General features: G+C 65.4%; 13 protein-coding genes and 2 riboswitches. Of the genes, 11 read left to right on the plus strand and 2 right to left on the minus strand.

Going from position 1 to position 13,554, the window contains the following annotated elements; genetic code table 11:
• Positions 1-27: 27 nt before the first annotated feature.
• Positions 28-1,155: a phosphoserine transaminase gene (gene serC, locus QMG52_RS00400; protein WP_283558462.1), complete on the minus strand. Its 1,128-nt coding sequence runs from the start codon at positions 1,153-1,155 to the stop codon at positions 28-30.
• 283 nt (positions 1,156-1,438) lie between these two features.
• On the opposite strand from serC, the gene QMG52_RS00405 reads away from it, so the two are divergent.
• The 4 genes from QMG52_RS00405 to QMG52_RS00420 all read left to right on the plus strand — a co-directional run bounded on the left by QMG52_RS00405 (position 1,439) and on the right by QMG52_RS00420 (position 5,451).
• The gene (locus QMG52_RS00405; protein ID WP_283558463.1) at positions 1,439-2,134 is read left to right on the plus strand and encodes an iron-dependent transcriptional repressor DtxR; all 696 of its coding nucleotides are present in this window, start codon (positions 1,439-1,441) and stop codon (positions 2,132-2,134) included.
• Between the two features lie 179 nt (positions 2,135-2,313).
• Positions 2,314-2,558: riboswitch (cyclic di-AMP (ydaO/yuaA leader) on the plus strand.
• A gap of 183 nt (positions 2,559-2,741) precedes the next feature.
• The gene (locus QMG52_RS00410; RefSeq protein ID WP_283558464.1) at positions 2,742-3,365 is read left to right on the plus strand and encodes a M23 family metallopeptidase; all 624 of its coding nucleotides are present in this window, start codon (positions 2,742-2,744) and stop codon (positions 3,363-3,365) included.
• A 136-nt stretch (positions 3,366-3,501) separates the two neighbouring features.
• Positions 3,502-3,686: riboswitch (cyclic di-AMP (ydaO/yuaA leader) on the plus strand.
• Between the two features lie 4 nt (positions 3,687-3,690).
• On the plus strand, positions 3,691-4,488 hold the full coding sequence (locus QMG52_RS00415; RefSeq protein WP_283558465.1) for a C40 family peptidase: 798 nt from the start codon (positions 3,691-3,693) through the stop codon (positions 4,486-4,488).
• A gap of 105 nt (positions 4,489-4,593) precedes the next feature.
• Complete coding sequence (locus tag QMG52_RS00420; RefSeq protein ID WP_283558466.1) at positions 4,594-5,451, plus strand: NlpC/P60 family protein; 858 nt, start codon at positions 4,594-4,596, stop codon at positions 5,449-5,451.
• A gap of 89 nt (positions 5,452-5,540) precedes the next feature.
• Here the strand turns inward: QMG52_RS00420 and QMG52_RS00425 are convergent, their stop codons facing one another.
• Complete coding sequence (locus tag QMG52_RS00425) at positions 5,541-5,678, minus strand: hypothetical protein (RefSeq protein WP_283558467.1); 138 nt, start codon at positions 5,676-5,678, stop codon at positions 5,541-5,543.
• 99 nt (positions 5,679-5,777) lie between these two features.
• On the opposite strand from QMG52_RS00425, the gene QMG52_RS00430 reads away from it, so the two are divergent.
• From QMG52_RS00430 to QMG52_RS00460, 7 genes are all read left to right on the plus strand, one after another.
• On the plus strand, positions 5,778-6,278 hold the full coding sequence (locus tag QMG52_RS00430; RefSeq protein ID WP_283558468.1) for an HNH endonuclease: 501 nt from the start codon (positions 5,778-5,780) through the stop codon (positions 6,276-6,278).
• A 30-nt stretch (positions 6,279-6,308) separates the two neighbouring features.
• Positions 6,309-6,719, plus strand: a complete 411-nt coding sequence (locus QMG52_RS00435; protein WP_283558469.1) for a VOC family protein — start codon at positions 6,309-6,311, stop codon at positions 6,717-6,719.
• Complete coding sequence (gene mobA / locus QMG52_RS00440) at positions 6,712-7,515, plus strand: molybdenum cofactor guanylyltransferase (RefSeq protein WP_283558470.1); 804 nt, start codon at positions 6,712-6,714, stop codon at positions 7,513-7,515. Before QMG52_RS00435 ends, mobA begins: the two co-directional genes overlap by 8 nt.
• 86 nt (positions 7,516-7,601) lie before the next feature.
• On the plus strand, positions 7,602-7,880 hold the full coding sequence (locus tag QMG52_RS00445) for a DUF6457 domain-containing protein (protein ID WP_283558471.1): 279 nt from the start codon (positions 7,602-7,604) through the stop codon (positions 7,878-7,880).
• On the plus strand, positions 7,880-9,232 hold the full coding sequence (locus QMG52_RS00450; protein ID WP_502920413.1) for a molybdopterin molybdotransferase MoeA: 1,353 nt from the start codon (positions 7,880-7,882) through the stop codon (positions 9,230-9,232). Before QMG52_RS00445 ends, QMG52_RS00450 begins: the two co-directional genes overlap by 1 nt.
• 175 nt (positions 9,233-9,407) lie before the next feature.
• A complete protein-coding gene (gene fdhD / locus QMG52_RS00455) occupies positions 9,408-10,334 on the plus strand; it encodes a formate dehydrogenase accessory sulfurtransferase FdhD (RefSeq protein WP_283558472.1) in 927 nt (308 codons plus the stop codon).
• Between the two features lie 86 nt (positions 10,335-10,420).
• Positions 10,421-13,444 carry an alpha-mannosidase gene (locus QMG52_RS00460; protein ID WP_283558473.1) on the plus strand — a complete coding sequence of 1,008 codons (3,024 nt, stop codon included), beginning with the start codon at positions 10,421-10,423 and terminating at the stop codon, positions 13,442-13,444.
• Positions 13,445-13,554: the final 110 nt, after the last annotated feature.

Consider the following 13,554-nt stretch of genomic DNA (forward strand, 5'->3'; position numbering starts at 1 on the left):
ACTGCGTTGTCGATTCGGTGACTGGGGCTAGAGGTTCCCGATGACGTAGTCGATGCACTTGGTCAGCGCGGTCACGTCGTCGGGCTCGATCGCGACGAACGTGGCCACCCGGAGCTGATTGCGGCCGAGCTTGCGGTACGGCTCGACGTCGACAATTCCGTTGGAGCGTAGGATTTTGGCCACCGCCGCCGCGTCCACGGAATCATCAAAGTCGATGGTGACGATGACGTTGGAACGGTCAGCCGGGTCGCTCACGTAGGGGGTGGCGACCGGGGACTGCTCGGCCCAGGCGTACAGGCGGCCGGCCGAGTCGGCAGTGCGGGCGGACGCGAAGTCCAGGCCGCCACTGGCGTTGAGCCACTTGATCTGCTCATTGAGTGTCACCAGCGTGGACAGCGCCGGGGTGTTGTACGTCTGGTTCAATCGGGAGTTATCGACCGCTGTCTGCAGGTTCAGGAAGTCCGGAATCCAGCGGTCGCCGGCTTGGATCTTTGCTGCGCGCTCCAGCGCGGCCGGAGAGAACAGACCAAGCCACAGGCCGCCGTCGGACGCAAAATTCTTCTGCGGCGCAAAGTAGTACACATCGGCCTGGGCGATGTCGACGTCGAGGCCGCCGGCCGCCGACGTGGCGTCAATGACCATCAGAGCGCCCTCGTCGGCCCCGGAAACGCGCTGCACCGGCGCGGCCACGCCGGTGGAGGTCTCATTCTGCGGCCAGGCATAAACGTCCACGCCGGCCTCGGCTTGGGCCGCCGGCCGGGTACCGGGCCCGGACGTGATGATGGAAGAGGCGTCCAGGAAAGGAGCCTTGTTGGTGGCCGCGGCGAATTTGGAACCGAACTCGCCGAAGCTCAGGTGCTGGGCCTTCCGCTCCACCAGGCCGAAGGCGGCAATGTCCCAGAACGCCGTGGACCCGCCGACGCCGAGGATCACCTCGTACCCGTCCGGTGCCCTGAAGAACCGGCTCAGCCCGGCGCGTACTTCGCCAACCAGGTTTTTCACCGGCGCCTGACGGTGTGATGTGCCCAGCAGGTTGTGCCCGGCGCCAGCCAGCGCCGCCACTTGCTCCGGCCGTACCTTCGAAGGTCCGGCGCCAAAGCGTCCGTCCAGGGGCAGCAGCGGTGCCGGGATGGTCAGGGCAGTGGATTGGCTCACGGGTAGCTCCAAGAGGATTGAACGGCGGGGCGTTATTGGTTGGTCATAATTCTGCCGTGGCGTGGCACCTCAGCGTTAACCGGTCCGTGTCGCACGACGTAAAGTTCAGCCTCGCTGTGGTCCGGCGGCTTCAGTGGAATAATTTTCCGCCATCTGACAAGCAAGCTAACCTAGAGCAGAGAGTGCAAGGGCCGGCACGAAAAAGTCGCAGGTTCCGTTGCTGGCCCGCATCATGAAAATCGTGCGCGCAGGTTTCCTATCGAAGCGCCAGGAAGGTGTTGACTTGTCCGACTTGATCGACACGACAGAAATGTATTTGAGAACCATCCTGGAGCTGCAAGAGGAAAACATCGTGGCGCTGCGGGCTCGGATTGCCGAGCGCCTGCACCACTCGGGGCCTACTGTCTCGCAGACCATCGGCCGGATGGAGCGCGACGGCCTGGTGGTCGTTTCCGGGGACCGGCATCTGGAGCTGACCGAGACGGGCCGGCATAAGGCAACCCTGGTGATGCGCAAGCACCGCTTGGCGGAGCGGCTGCTCTCCGACGTGATCGGATTGGATTGGGCTTACGTCCACGACGAGGCCTGCCGCTGGGAACACGTCATGAGCGAGCGGGTGGAGAAACGGATCTACGAGCTGCTGGGCCATCCGGAGGAGTCGCCCTACGGTAACCCCATTCCGGGCCTTGAGGCTTTGGGCGGACGCTCGTCGAAGGCTTTCACCGACGGGGTCATCAATCTGTTGGACGCCATGCCGCTGTACACCGCATCGTCAAGGGTGGAGATCTGCCGGCTGTCCGAGCGGATTCAAGTGGATCCGGAATTGCTGACCCAGCTCGACGAGGGCGGATTGCGCCCGGGCGCGCGGATTTCGCTGGCCCTGGTGGGCGACTACATCTCCGTGCGGGTGCCCGATATCGACGGCGCATTGGAGCTTCCGCCCGAGGTTGCTGCCCATGTGTTTGTCTCCGTGAGCTGATTACGCTCTGCGCGGAACCCGGTCTCGCGTTTGTCGCCTGTACTGTAGCACCTAGCAGCCACCGCCAAACCTAGTGAAGGTGGGACGACGGATGAGTTGTCCATAGGAATTATAACGAATCCGTTACGGGGAAAAGTTTCTACCGTATAGTAGCTACCTGGCGCTGATACCAAAGCGTTACCTTTCCGTCGCCGAACCTTGCCAGCGGAACATAGGAAAAACCGCATGGCAAGGGCGGGGGACCCACTCAACGGCAGCTGAAGACACGCTGCCTTGGGGTGAAGTCCGTCCGGGCATGAGACGGCTGAGGCGGCTATTCCATTCGGATACGACGGGGCCGTGCCGTGCCCTCCGGGCCGAGCTGCAGATCATTCCCCAGACTCGAATCCGACAGCTGACTCCGCAGGCGTACGAGAGAGGCTCAACCTTGTCCACGATTCACCGGCATGGCCGCAGACGCGGGTTACCTGTGGCTCCCGCGTCACCCGCTGCCCCAATCTGCCGACGCAACACCATCCACCGCGAACGGCGGAGCAATCGCCGGCACCCCTCGGTGCGGGGGCTGTTCCGTGGGGCCGTTTCCGCCGGGATTAGCCAGACAGCGGGCATGGCATTGGCGGCGACCGGCCTGGCACTGGCCGTGACCATGCCGACGACGGCGGCGACTCTGTCCGTCGGTGCAGCCGGGCGTGCAGCGGCCGAAGATGCCGTCATTACGGCGGATCCGGGCGTGCCGATGGCATTTGATCGTCCCCAGGTGAGCAGCCGGCCCGACGCGGACGGCAAGCTGCATCAGACTCTCGCCGTGTCCGCCGCCGAGGTCACTGCTGCCGCAGCCAAAGGTGTCCTGAGTGCGCCGCTGGATACCCTACAGCAGACCTCGGGCTTCGGTAGCCGCATCAACCCGTTGACCGGAGAGATGGGGGAGGTCCATACCGGCCAAGACTACGGTGTGGCTTGCGGCAGTGCCGTTCATGGTGCGGCCGGCGGCACCGTGACCTTCGCCCGGTGGCATCCCTACGGCGGCGGAAACCGTATTGTGATCGATCACGGCAACGGCCTGTCGACCACGTACAACCACCTCTCACAGATCGGCGTGACCGTCGGCCAGACGCTGGAGCGCGGGGCACGGATCTCTCTCAGCGGCACCACTGGCTCCTCGACGGGCTGCCATCTGCACTTCGAGGTAGTGGTCAACGGCACCCTTGTTGACCCCCTCGGCTGGCTCTGACGCCAGCACTTTTTCACAGCGCCATCCACAGCTCACCGTGACCAGAATGTGACATTGCGTTGAATCTGTTGTAGCGTCTTACTCGCGCCAAGTTGTACAGAAGTTGGCGCCCATGAGTGGATTGCCTAGCTCTGCCACCGCTCACGGTCCGTTCGCAACAATCGTCTGGCAGGGGCGGGGGAACCAATAACGGACTTCGTCAGAAGTCCTTGGGGTGAAGCCGCGAAGCGTTCATCGGAAGAAATTCCGCAGAATGTGGAGCGGCCGGGTGACTCCCATCCGAATCCGACAGCTTACCTCGCAGGCATTGGGAGAGGCTTCAGCCGTGTCATCAGTCAATACCCTTGGTCGCCATAGAGTGGCCACGGTCAGTAAAAACCCGCTTTCGGCCATTTCGAAGGCCGTATCCTCCAATGCGGGGACCGTGGGCCGGCAGGCAGCGGTCATCGCCGCGGCTTCGGGCCTGATCCTAAGCATCGGACTTCCGGCGCAGGCGTCAGAAACCGGTCGCGTCACCACCGATGCGTCCGCAGCCGTTCAGGTTGCTCCGCTGTCGATCACGGCACCGGCCACCGCCGCGGTGTCCTTCGACCGTCCCGCTGTCAGCTCCACGCCGGCTCCTGTAGTCGCCGCAGCAGCACCGATTGCCGCAGCAGCACCGATCGCCGCAGCAGCACCGATCGCTGCAGTTGCACCGCTCGCCGAAGCAACCGACCAGGTGACTGCTGCTCAGAACACCGCAGCCGAAACCGTCGCAAAGACCGAGGCCGTTGCCGCTCCTGTCGTGGGCAGTGGGCATGCGGGCGTCGCAGCGGCCGCCTATGCAGGAATCGGACATCCCTATGTCTGGGGCGGCACCAGCACCTCGGGCTGGGACTGTTCAGGATTTGTGCAGTGGGCGTACGCCCAAGCAGGAATTTCCGTTCCGCGGACCAACCAGTGGAGCGGAATGGTTCAGACATCCAACCCGCAGCCCGGCGATCTGGTTGTACAGAACGGCGGAGTCCACGTCGGCATCTACGTGGGTAACGGGATGGTCATCAGTGCGCTGAACCCGAGCGTCGGCACAGTACTGCTGCCGGCCACCGCTACCGGAACCTCCGTCTTCTACACCCTTCCGTAACCGCCAGCACATTCCAAGCGGGCCGATGGCCCGCGAAAAAAATCCGCCGAGGCCCTTGCCCGGAAGCTGCCCCTTCAGCTTGAAGACATTGAAAGTGAGTACCACATGACCTCTCGTGCACCTATTGCACGGCACCGCGCCGTGGTGTCAAAGACCAAATCGATTTCAGTTATTGCAAAAGCCGTAACTTCGAATGCGGGCGGCGTAGGCCGCCAGGCCGCAGTCATTGCAGCCGCATCCGGTCTGGTCCTGACTAGCGGTATCGCCGCTAACGCCGCTGAGCCCTCGATGACGCGGGTGTCCGACGCATCCTCGACCCTTAACGTCAAAGCGGCAGCGCTGCAGGCCATTACCGCCGACGCGACCGCCGCGGTGTCGTTCGTCAAGCCGACTGTGACGTCGATTCCGGCCCCGCCGCCTGCGCCGGTAGCTCCCGTTGAGGCGCAGGCCGACCAGATCGCACCGGTCGTCCAGGAAGCCGTCGCGAACACGAACAACGCTGCCCCTGCAGCGGCTGCCCCTGTAGCGGCTGCTCCGGCCGCAGCCCCTGCTCCCGCCGCAGCCCCTGCTCCCGCCGCAGCCCCTGCTCCCGCCGCAGCCCCTGCTCCCGCCGCAGCCCCTGCTGCCGCCAGCGGAGTCGGCGCCACTATCGCCGCAGCCGCCTACTCGCAGCTCGGAGTCCACCAGGACTGCACCGCACTCGCCAGCAACGCCCTTGCCGCCGCGGGCATCTTCTACCACGGCTGGCCGGCCGGCTACATGTCCCTGGGACGTACGGTCTCCGCCGCTGAAGCCCAGCCTGGCGATCTGATCTACTACGACAACGCAGGCGCCGGTGTGCCCCACATCGCCGTCTATGTCGGCAATGGCCAGGCAATCCACGGCGGATTCAACGGTGGTAACACTGAGCTGTTCACCGCGTACCTGGGTTCCGGCCCGGTCTTCATTGCGATCGGCCACTAGCATAATCTGCGTCAACGGCTGAAGCAGCTTTCAAAAGGTCCCCGCGGATTGCGGGGACCTTTTGCTGCTTAAACGCGTGCAGCGTCGGGTTAGGCGAGGACGCAGGAACGAGAGTTAAGCGCCGCCAGCGCCGGGACGGACGACGGCGGCAGCGCCCGGTTGGTGACTGCGGCAATGCCTGGTTGGTGACTGAGGCAGTCCATCACCGGATTGGGCGAATCGGGCATCGAGTGTTTAGTCTTATCCTGACGATCCACGGTTCGGGCACGCGGAGGGCAGCCGGCTCTCCGGCAACGGTCCCGGAACTTGCCGGAAGAAGCTTGTGCATGCGCACTCTCATTCTGAATGCTGGATATGAGCCCCTGGCAGTTGTGACTTTCCGCCGGGCGCTGGTCCTTGTCCTCACCGGGAAGGCGAGCGTCATCGCCGAAACCGACGACCCCGTGGTGGGCCCGAGCGGGATTCTGGGTAGGCCGTCCGTGATCCTGCTGACGCGATATGTGCGGCTTCCGTATAACCGTCCGGCCCCCGTTACCCGGCGCGGCGTGCTGCGCCGCGATGATCACCGGTGCGCCTATTGCGGCAAGACCGCGAGCACAGTGGACCACGTCGAACCCCGGTCCAGGGGCGGGATCGACAGCTGGGAGAACCTGGTGGCGTGCTGCCTGCGCTGCAACGGACTCAAGGGGGACCACACACCCGCGCAGATGGGGTGGAAACTGCATACCACCCCGCAGCCTCCGCGCAGCGGTTTTTGGCAGATCAAGGAGCTGGATAAGCCGGTGCCGGAGTGGGTACCGTTCCTTCGGCAGGAGTCGGCGGCGTAAGCTGTACCCATACGCCGAGGTTAGGACGCCATGATGATGCAGCCGGTCACGTTTGTGGAGATTCACAGTCCCGATATGGCTGCGACACGTACCTTTATGCAGGCCACCTTTGGCTGGGACCCGCAGCCCTTCGGCACGCCGGAGTATCTGATGACGGAGCACGGTAGCGCGTCCGGCGTTGACACCGGACTGATGGCTTCCCAAGACGGCGATCCGCACGCCACGCCTGTCATCGCCGTTCCCGATCTGGAGGCCGCAATGGCCGCTGTTGTCAGCAACGGGGGCGCCATTGTGTATCCGCGCTTCAACAAAGGTGCGGCTGGTGGCGCCTGTTACGTTGTGGACCCCGCTGGTGTCCTGATCGGCCTGCACGAGATGCAGCCGGCTGCCGCCGAAAGCGCGGACGACGGCGGTAGTGAGGAACGTCTGGGCTTTGCCTGAGTTGGCCGGTTCAGCCCGGTTCGCCATTGTCGGGGCGATAATCCTCGCCGGCGGGCGGTCATCGCGTCTGGGCGGAATCGCGAAAGCGGCGCTGCTGGTCGGCGGAGTGAGCCTGCTTTCCGGTACTGTCGATGCCGCACGAGGAGCACTGCACGCCGGTGAACGCAGCCAGGTCCGTCGACCTTCCATCGTCGTGGTCGGTCCGGTGCAGCAGCTGCTGAGTCTGCTGGGACCGTCGGGAGCCGGCGGCGAATCCTCGCCGGAGGCCTCCGTTCCATCGACCATACCGGCGCCGGAGGTGTTGCTGGTCCGTGAGGACCCGCCATATTCGGGGCCCGCTGCCGCAATGGCAGCCGGCTTGGCCCTGCTCACGGGCACTGCCACTGCCGGCGCCGCACCCGATACGGGTGCCGGTGGCGAATGCGTTTTGGTGCTCGCCTGCGACATGCCCCACGTCTCCACAGTCGTCTCCTCGTTGCTTCGCCGGCTCGAAACCGCAGCAGCGGAGCACCTACCACAGGGTGTGGAGGGCTGGCTGGCTTCAGATCAAGGACGTGATCAGCCGTTGGCCGCGGTTTACCGGATGGCGCCGCTCCTTCGTGCCGTTGAACTGGCACGAGCGTCCGGCTCGCTAAAGAATGCCTCGGTGTTCCGCCTGATTGCTAGTCTGGACTTGGTTCGTGTGGACGTTCCTGCCGGCAGCACTGCGGACGTTGACAGTTGGGGTGATGCGGCGGCTCTGGGAATTGACGGCATTCCGGGGCTCAGCCCACCCGATGCCGCCGACGATGAGTGACGCCGGCTTTAACACGCATGAGCCAGAATCGTAACCAAAGCCTGTCGCAGCCAGCGATCCAGACCGATATGCACGGAGGAACAGTCATGAAGAGCCAGGAAGAAGTGCTGGAGGATTGGGTCCACACGCTGCTGCAGGCCTTTGAGATTGCCGACCTGACGATTGATACCAATGCCGTTCTCAAGGTTGCCGGCGAGGCCGCGCACGCTGTGGTGCGCCCGGCCGCTCCACTGACGACGTTTATCGCCGGACTCGCAGCCGGGCTGGCTGCCGGTTCAGGTCAGGCAGCCGAAGCTGCAGCCATGCGGGCGGCGCTGGAACTGGCCGGGAATTTAGCGGTTGCCGAAGCCGGCGGGGAGGATTAGTGGGCCGCGCCAACCCGGCGCCGGCCCTCATGGCGGCGGAACCGTCGGGTGCTGCGGCAGCAGCCGGGAACTTCGGTGACGGACCCGTCGCACAAGATCCCACCGCCGGTGCCCCAGACGGTCGCGCGGGCGTTGAGTCTGCCGTAGGCCCGGCCACCGAGCCGGCACCCGCGTTGCGTTTGCCGCACAGCTGGGAGGAGGCAAGGGCGCGGGCCTACGACTGCGCCGCACCGTTGCCCGCGCACCCGGTCCCGCTCCAGCAGGGAATCGGACGGATCCTGGCCCGGGACATCCTCGCGCTGCAGGACATGCCGCACTATGCGTCGTCGGCCATGGACGGTTGGGCCGTCACCGGCAGTCCGCCGTGGATCCTGGCCGAGCCCGGCCGACGGCTGTCCCCGGGTCAGGCCAGCCCGGTGGTCACGGGTGGCCTCATCCCTGTCGGCGCCAAGGCCGTGTTGCGCAGTGAATCAGGCGAACTGAGCACAGACGACGACGGGCTGCCGGTGCTGGTGCTCAGCGAAAGGGCCAGGCCGGGGGAGCCCAAGGGCGGCCAGCACATCCGTAGGCAGGCCGAGGAAGCTGCCGTCGGCGACAGGCTCGTGCTGGCCGGCCAGACCCTCAACCCGGCTCATATCGCGCTTGCAGCATTGGCCGGACTCGATGAGGTCCACGTGCTCGGCCGGCCCGCGGTGAAACTCGTTTTTACCGGCGATGAGGTGATTCCCGCCGGCTTGCCGGAGCCTGGACAGGTCCGGGATACCTTTTCGCCCCAGCTGGCGGCGGTGGTCCGCATGTTGGGCGCGTCGGTGGTGGCCCAGCAGCGCGCTGCCGACAGTCTGGCAGCCATGCTAGACGCACTCGACGACCCCGCGGGCAACCCGGCCGATGTTGTGATCACAACCGGTGCGACCGGCCGGTCCAGCGCTGATTTCCTGCGGGCGGCCATCGCGCACTTGGGTGGGACGATGATCGTTGATGGCATCGCCATGCGCCCTGGACATCCGACTTTACTCGCAGAGTTCCCGGACGGACGCCTGTTGGTGGGCCTGCCCGGAAATCCGCTGGCGGCCATGATGGGACTGTTGACCGTCGCCGCGCCGCTGCTCGCGGGACTGGGCAGCTGCGACCGGCCGGGAACCGGGGAAGTCTTCTGCGGTACCCCGATTCCTGAGAGCCCGGGCCGCACCCGGTTGTTGCCCTATCGGCTGGTTTACGGACTCGCATCGCCGGCAAAATTTGCCGATTCCGGCATGTTGCGCGGCCTGGCCGCCGCGGACGGAGTGATGCTTGTGCCGCCGCACGGGGCCAAAATGGGTGAAGCCCTGAGTACGATTCCGCTGCCCTGGTGAAGCCAAGGGCCCCGGCGCCGTTCAGGACCGGCACGGTTGCCTGTTGTCGGGCTGATTGGCTGAAGCCCGACTCCGAGCGTAGGCCTGACTGAGCATAAAGCAGCCTCAGTTCACAAAGCAGCCACGGCCACAAATCCGACACAATACAAAAACTTTGAGCACCGCAGGAGGACGCATGGGACGGCTTACACAACGGGTCAGGATGGCCAAGGTCAGGCTGACTGCCGCCAGCCACAGTGTTGCCGCGGGCGACAGTGTTTCCGCCAGCCACAGTGCTGCCGCGGGCCGCGATGGTGTTGCTGCGCCGGCGGCGACGGTGCACCAGATCGAGGACACGTTGGCCGTCGAAGAGCCGCTGGAAATCCGACTGGGGGACGATCCTTTCAGCGTGACCATGCGGACGCCCGGTGATGACTTTGACCTGGTTGCCGGCTTCCTGGTCTCCGAGGGTGTCATCTGGGAGCCCGGGCAACTGGTGTCGCTGCGCTTTTGCGCAGGCGAAGATGAAAACGGCCGGCAGACCTTCAACGTGGTGCAGGCGCAGCTTCGTCCCGATGTCGCGCTGCCGGATACCGGACTGCAGCGCCATGTCTACACCACCAGCTCCTGCGGAATCTGCGGGACCGCCTCCATCGAGGCCGTCCGGAAGTCCTCCCACTTTGCGTCGGCTGCGGCGGTGCAGGGATTTCCTCTGCTGACCATGGAGGTGCTGGCGTCGCTCCCGGACAGGCTGCGGCGGCAGCAGAAGCTGTTCGAGCGGACCGGGGGCGTGCATGCCGCCGGCCTGTTCGACAGCACCGGCGAACTGCTGTGCCTGCGCGAAGATGTGGGGCGGCACAATGCCGTGGACAAAGTGGTGGGCTGGGCGCTGCGGGAGGGCCGGCTGCCGTTGCGCTCGACGGTGCTCCAGGTATCCGGGAGGGCGTCCTTCGAGCTTGTACAGAAGGCTGCCCTCGCCGGCGTCCCTGTCCTCGCGGCGGTGAGCGCGCCGTCGTCGTTGGCCGTTGAACTGGCCGAAAGCTCGGGACTGACTCTTGTCGGCTTCAGCCGCGGCGGCAGCCTGAATGTGTACGCCCATCCGGAGCGGGTCCTCGTTTCCTGATTGCTGCGTTGTCCATCGGTGGCTCCCTTACTAGGGTGGACAGCACGGCGAACGGTCCGAGTCTTCACATCTATGAGGAGTGCCCAGTGCATGATGACCGTCTGCTGACCGAGGCCCGGCTGAACCGCTTTGTCGCCGATCGCCTGCTACCGGCGGTTTACGCCCGTGCCCTGCCGCTGACCGTCACCGGCTGGAATGTACCCGATGAGCCCGTGTCCTTTGCCGAAGCGGTGGATCAGGACTATGTTCCCGTCGTCGGCGGGGAGCCGTGGGGTGCTCCATGGTCCACCAAATGGCTCCGCATCAGCGGAACCGTGCCAGCGGGCTGGGGCGGGGAAGGCCGGACCCTGGAAGCCGTCGTCGATCTGGGTTTCACCATCGAAATTCCGGGCTTCCAATGCGAAGGAATTGCCTGGCGCCTGGACGGGACCATCGCCAAGGCCATCTCGCCGCGTAATCAGCACGTCTCGGTGGATCTGCTTGGCTCCGGGGATGGTATCGAGTTTCTGGTGGAGGCCGCTGCCAACCCGGATGTGGCCCGGGGCTTCGTCTTTGCTCCTACGCCGCTGGGTGACAAGGCCACAGCGGGCGCGCTGCCGCAGTACCGGCTGGGCCCGATTGTGCTGGCCGAGCGGGACCTGCAGGTCTGGGAACTGTGCCAGGACGTCGGCTCGCTGAACGGGCTGATGCACGTTTTGCCGGTGGATCTGCCCCGCCGGTCCGAGATTCTCCGGGCGTTGGAAACGATGATGGACGTGATGGATCCGACCGACGTGTCCGGCACCGCAGTGGCCGGCCGGGCCGCGCTGGCCGAGGTGCTAAGCCGCCCCGCATACGCATCCGCGCATAACGTCGTCGCCACCGGGCATGCGCACATCGATTCGGCCTGGTTGTGGCCGGTGCGGGAGACCATCCGCAAATGCGCCCGCACCTTCGCCAATGTACTGGCCCTCATGAACGACCACCCGGACTTTGTCTTCTCCTGTTCCTCGGCGCAGCAGCTGGCCTGGATAAAGGAGTTTTATCCGGATCTGTTCGTGCGGATCAAGGCCAAGGTCGCCACCGGCCAATTTGTGCCGGTCGGAGGTATGTGGGTCGAAGCCGATACCAACATGCCCGGTGGCGAGGCGATGGCCCGGCAATTCGTGGAGGGGAAGAGTTTTTTTCGGCGTGAATTCGGCGTCGAGTGCAGGGAAACCTGGCTGCCGGATTCCTTTGGCTACTCCGGCGCATTGCCGCAGATTGCCCGGGCCGCCGGCATGGAATGGTTCCTCACGCAGAAGATTTCGTGGAATCAGGTCAACAGGATGCCGCACCATACGTTTCTCTGGGAGGGGATCGACGGTAGCCGGATCTTCACGCACTTCCCGCCGGTTGACACCTACAGCTCGGAGCTCAGCGCGGCCGAATTGGCCCACGCCCAGCGCAACTACCGGGAACATGGCCGTGGCACGCTCTCCTTGGTGCCCTTCGGCTACGGCGACGGCGGCGGTGGGCCGACCCGGGAAATGATCGCCGCTGCCTACCGCGCCGCCGACTTGGAAGGATCCCCCACGGTATCCATCGGATCGCCGGCCCAGTTCTTCGCGCAGGCCGCAGCGGAGTATCCGGATCCGCCGGTCTGGCTGGGGGAAATGTACCTGGAACTGCACCGCGGAACGTACACCAGCCAGGCCAACACCAAGCTGGGTAACCGCCGCAGCGAACACCTGCTCCGCGAGGCGGAGCTGTGGGCGGCGACTGCCGCCGTCCGACTTGGAATGGAGTACCCGGCCGGACAGCTCAAGCGCCTCTGGCAGCTGGTGCTGTTGCAGCAGTTTCACGACATCCTGCCCGGCAGCTCCATCGCCTGGGTGCACCGGGATGCGGAGCGCAATTACGACGCGATCGCCGGTGAACTGTACCCGCTGATCCGGGAAACGGTGCAGGCCCTGGCCGGAGCCGGCGACGAACCGCTTCTGGTCAACGCCGCCCCGCATGAGCGCGCCGGCGTCCCTGCCCTGGGCATTGGACCAATGGTACTGCCGGATGAACCGGTGCGGATCACCGAAGCGGACGGCGGCTATGTGCTGGCTAATGGCATCATCCGCGCGGCCGTCGACGCCAATGGCCTGCTGACGTCGCTGCTGGATTATGCCACCGGCCGGGAGGCGATTGCGCCCGGAAGCTTCGGCAACCACCTGGAGCTGCATCGGGATACGCCCAATGCCTGGGACGCCTGGGACATCGACGAGTTCTACCGGCACAACGTCACCAGCTGCGCCGCGGCGAGGTCGGTGACGCTGGAGCGGATGGGGCGGGAGCCCGTCGTCGTGATCGAAAGGCTCGTGGGCAGTTCCCCGGTGACCCAGCGCATCCGGCTGGCCGCCGGCTCGCCGTCGCTCTCGATCCAGACGCTGGTGGACTGGCAGGAAAGTGAGAAGCTGCTCAAGCTCGGGTTTCCCTTCGACGTACGCGCCGACCGTTCCGCGGCGGAGACGCAGTTCGGCCACGTTTACCGGCCCACTCACACCAACACGTCGTGGGAAGCGGCGAAGTTCGAGATCTGCGCGCACCGCTGGATCCATGTGGCGGAGCCGGGCTACGGGGTGGCGGTGAGCAACAGCAACAGCTACGGCCATGACGTGACCCGCGCGGTCCGCTCTTCCGACCAGGGCACGACGACGACGGTGCGGCTTTCGCTGCTGCGCGCCCCCAGGAGCCCGGATCCCTTTACCGATCAGGGACCGCACGGGTTCTGGGTCACCGTCCGGCCCGGTGCCGCTATTGCGGACGCGGTGGAGGAGGGCTACCGGACAAATTTGGAAGCGTTGCACGTCCGTGGGGCCGCGCCGGTGCAGCCGCTGTTCACGGTGTACAACCGGGCCCTGGTGATCGAGGCGGTGAAATTGGCCGAGGACGGGTCCGGGGACGTCGTCGTCCGGCTTTACGAGTCCCTCGGGCAACGCAGCACCGGGCTGGTCACCGCTCACTTCCCGGTCCGGAGCGTGGAGGTGACGGACCTGCTCGAGGAAGCGGTGGCGGCTCCGGCGGGCGTCGTGCCGGGCCCGGGCGGTGCCGAGCTGACGCTGCGCCCGTTCCAGCTGGTCACCCTCCGCTTCCGCCGCTGACCAATCCTCCGCCGCCAACTCTCCGCACCCGTCCCAACTGAGTCGCACTTATGGCCCTCAAAACCCGGTTTGGGTGCCATAAGTTGGACTCAGTTTGGAAGGCTAGAATT

Origin of the sequence: Paenarthrobacter sp. PH39-S1, assembly GCF_030063245.1 — a bacterium.
GTDB lineage: Bacteria > Actinomycetota > Actinomycetes > Actinomycetales > Micrococcaceae > Arthrobacter_M.

Bases quoted from the DNA above. Each gene is read 5' to 3' on its own strand.
- QMG52_RS00410 (WP_283558464.1), top strand. From the start codon at position 2,742: ATGGCATTGGCGGCGACCGGCCTGGCACTGGCCGTGACCATGCCGACG.
- QMG52_RS00420 (WP_283558466.1), top strand. From the start codon at position 4,594: ATGACCTCTCGTGCACCTATTGCACGGCACCGCGCCGTGGTGTCAAAG.
- QMG52_RS00425 (WP_283558467.1), bottom strand. From the start codon at position 5,678: ATGCCCGATTCGCCCAATCCGGTGATGGACTGCCTCAGTCACCAACCA.
- QMG52_RS00430 (WP_283558468.1), top strand. From the start codon at position 5,778: ATGCGCACTCTCATTCTGAATGCTGGATATGAGCCCCTGGCAGTTGTG.
- QMG52_RS00435 (WP_283558469.1), top strand. From the start codon at position 6,309: ATGATGATGCAGCCGGTCACGTTTGTGGAGATTCACAGTCCCGATATG.
- QMG52_RS00445 (WP_283558471.1), top strand. From the start codon at position 7,602: ATGAAGAGCCAGGAAGAAGTGCTGGAGGATTGGGTCCACACGCTGCTG.
- fdhD (WP_283558472.1), top strand. From the start codon at position 9,408: ATGGGACGGCTTACACAACGGGTCAGGATGGCCAAGGTCAGGCTGACT.